This is a genomic window from Candidatus Hepatincolaceae symbiont of Strigamia maritima, assembly GCF_055505085.1.
In genome coordinates this window covers 1-2,825 of record NZ_DBKDTU010000071.1, presented here as the reverse complement: position 1 = coordinate 2,825, position 2,825 = coordinate 1, and the positions used below count along the sequence as shown (strand labels likewise).

Below are 2,825 nucleotides of genomic sequence, written 5' to 3'. Positions count from 1 at the left end.
CATACGAGATCGGTCTCGGCATTCCTGCTGAACCGCTCTTCCGATCTCTAGGGTATTCATTATGTTACTTAGTAAAAAAACCTTTACTTACCTAATAATTATTATGGCTTTGCTCGCCTACTGCATTTCTCTTACCTCTTTAGATTCTCCTATTTTTTTTAAAAGTAGCAGTACACAATATCAAATCTTAGATAAATTAAGTACTTATAACAGTTTTCTACCTCATGCTACCACCCTTGGATTAATGTTATTGCTCAGAGATAGGATTGGGGTAACTCAGTATTTTTATGCAACTATTAGTAGTATAGTTGTAACATACGGGTTAAAAAATATAATTAATAGAGTCCGCCCCAATCTGGGAAAACATTCTTTTCCCAGTGGACATGCAACTTTTAGTTTTGTCGCTACTAATTTTTTATTATTACGCTACGGGTTTAGATATGCTCTACCTGCTTATTTAGTAGCAACTTTTGTCATCTATGGCAGAATAGCCTCATATTATCATTATCTCTCGGACGTATTAATCGGTATTATGATAAGTTTAATTGGGAGTAAAATTTTCACTAGAAAATCTAATTCTATGCCAATATCAGTAAATTATCGTATATATTTCTTAGCTTATGGAATTTTAGAAACTTTTATTCTAATTTTTTATTTTTTATTTTAATAGAATCTTTTCTAAGGTATTAATTTTCACTTCAATAAAGTTTTTTTTTAAGTTATAATACATAACTATTTTCAACTTACAGTATAATGATATTTAAGATAAGGACATTAATACCATGAAATTTATAAAGTTATTTATGCTTACCTTACTTTTAGGAAACCAATTTTTAGCACTTAGTCATGCTCAAACGAATCAACCTACTCAACTTAACCAGAATTCCTACCAAGGTACTGGGTTTCCTTTGGTAAAAATAGCAGATTTAGCTAATCTGCCGGATGATCAAATGGTAATAGTTCACGTAACTATTAAAGCTCATATTAGAAAAGACGATTACTTAGTGGTTGATGAAACCGGAGAAATAAGAGCTGACATAGATTATAAACTATGGAGAAATTTGGGAATTACCCAACCTCTCTTAGGGCAGAAATTAGAATTAGTTGCTAAGTACGAAAATGAACCTTTTGATTTTGATGCCCCAGAATTAGATGTAAAATCTATTACAGTGATTCCTAATGTAGCTAATTTAAATCCTGCCACTCAAAGTCCTAATCCTACTTTCCCTATGAATAAAATTGTTGATTTCAAGGGTTTTAAAGATAATCAACAAACTACCATACGAGCTACGGTAGTTAAATATATTACTGATGATATATACATCATCAGCGATGAAACCGGAGAAATTCATGCGGATATAGATTATAAATTATGGGGTAGAATTGGTGTAACCCAACCTATTATGAACCAACCCTTAGAATTATTCGGTGAATATGATAAGGAGGTTTTTAACTTTAAAAAATCGGAATTTAAAGTTAAAGCTATTAAGATAATTAGATAATTTTTAACCCTCAGACTCATTCTACAAAAGGTTCTTGTATAAGTAAAGACAACTTTAATTGATTTTTACTTATAGATTCCTACTTTAACTAAAATAAATATCTAAAGATAATTTTTAAGATATATTTTTTAGGAATTTTAATAACATTAGCCCTAAAAGGATTATATTCTGCTCTCTCTAAATTTTTAATATATCCTTCGGTAAAGATTCTTAACAGAGTAAGGCATTTAAGTTTTTTTGGTAGTTTTGATGTTTTAATTAAATTTGTTGCCTCTTGATGTAAAATCTTTACTTCCTTAATTAAATTCTTAATATTAAGAACTATCTCTAACAACAATTCATCCTGTGTTAACTCCTTTACTGCAAATACTACTGTATATCTTTGATATTGATAACTAAAAGCACAATTTCTAATAATACCCAAAATTGCAAAAGCTGTTCCTATTAAATTTGCTATTTTTCTACTTTTTATAGATTTTCCTCCCAATAGAATCATGATTATCTCCCAGAGTAAGCCACCTGTATTCTTAGCATAAGTGATTAAGGCACTTTGATTATGAAAGGGGTATTGATCTTTATCTACTACCCTTGGTTCTATCATTTTTATTAAGTTAATTTTTGTTAATTGATAGCGTTCTATTAGCGGAATTAGAGCATCAATAATCTTATATCCAGTACTTTTATGATTATAAATACTATTTATGGCATCTAACATCCATTTTATTCTTACTTGAAAAGCTATATCCGAGTACGCCTTATAAGAAGCATCATGTAACTCTTTATTAAAATTAAATAAAATTTGTACCTCCTCAAGCTTTTTATTATCGGCTAAATAAACACATAAATATTTCTCAAAGTCTGCTTTTATCATATTAATTTTATTTTCTTGTTGTGAAACTTATAACTTTCTATTATAATAGAATATACTATAATTAAGATGTAAAAATAATGAAAAAAATATTGTTTTTTTTCTGCCTAGTGGGTAGTTGTTTTCTTTGTACAGAAAAAATATTAGCAAATTCTAATAATTCTCTCCCTAATTACGATGTTTTATTAATGAATAATAAACTTAAAGCTTTTACTTACAATTTATTTGTCTTATTTGATAATAAATCTTACAGTAATATATTATCATATTTTGATGATAAAGTTAATGTAATACTTCCTAAAGATAATTTCCAAGGCAAAAAAGCTCTGAGGGAATGGCTAAAAACTTCTGCTAGAAATATTCAACAAAATATTTATCTTATTGATATAAAATCTGTTTCCCAAAATAAAGACTTAACTTATACTGTGGTAATAAATTTGCAATTAAATACTATA

General features: G+C 28.2%; 4 protein-coding genes. 3 read left to right on the top strand and 1 reads right to left on the bottom strand.

The window, feature by feature from the left end:
* Window positions 1-61 precede the first annotated feature (61 nt).
* Together ACQCX0_RS01590 and ACQCX0_RS01585 are read left to right on the top strand one after the other, a co-directional pair.
* Entirely contained in the window at window positions 62-667 is a 606-nt protein-coding gene (locus tag ACQCX0_RS01590; RefSeq protein ID WP_465029867.1) for a phosphatase PAP2 family protein, read from the top strand.
* Between the two features lie 115 nt (window positions 668-782).
* Window positions 783-1,502, top strand: coding sequence for a NirD/YgiW/YdeI family stress tolerance protein (locus tag ACQCX0_RS01585; protein WP_462562388.1), 720 nt, complete (start codon window positions 783-785; stop codon window positions 1,500-1,502).
* An 88-nt stretch (window positions 1,503-1,590) separates the two neighbouring features.
* On the opposite strand, the gene ACQCX0_RS01580 is transcribed toward ACQCX0_RS01585, so the two are convergent.
* On the bottom strand, window positions 1,591-2,373 hold the full coding sequence (locus tag ACQCX0_RS01580; protein ID WP_462562387.1) for a squalene/phytoene synthase family protein: 783 nt from the start codon (window positions 2,371-2,373) through the stop codon (window positions 1,591-1,593).
* Between the two features lie 77 nt (window positions 2,374-2,450).
* Here ACQCX0_RS01580 and ACQCX0_RS01575 point away from each other — a divergent pair.
* Window positions 2,451-2,825 (top strand): hypothetical protein (locus ACQCX0_RS01575; protein ID WP_462562385.1); only part of this gene is annotated, 375 nt, incomplete at its 3' end.

Excerpts from the sequence above, each read along its gene's own strand:
- ACQCX0_RS01590 (WP_465029867.1), top strand. The coding sequence starts at position 62 with ATGTTACTTAGTAAAAAAACCTTTACTTACCTAATAATTATTATGGCT.
- ACQCX0_RS01585 (WP_462562388.1), top strand. The coding sequence starts at position 783 with ATGAAATTTATAAAGTTATTTATGCTTACCTTACTTTTAGGAAACCAA.
- ACQCX0_RS01580 (WP_462562387.1), bottom strand. The coding sequence starts at position 2,373 with ATGATAAAAGCAGACTTTGAGAAATATTTATGTGTTTATTTAGCCGAT.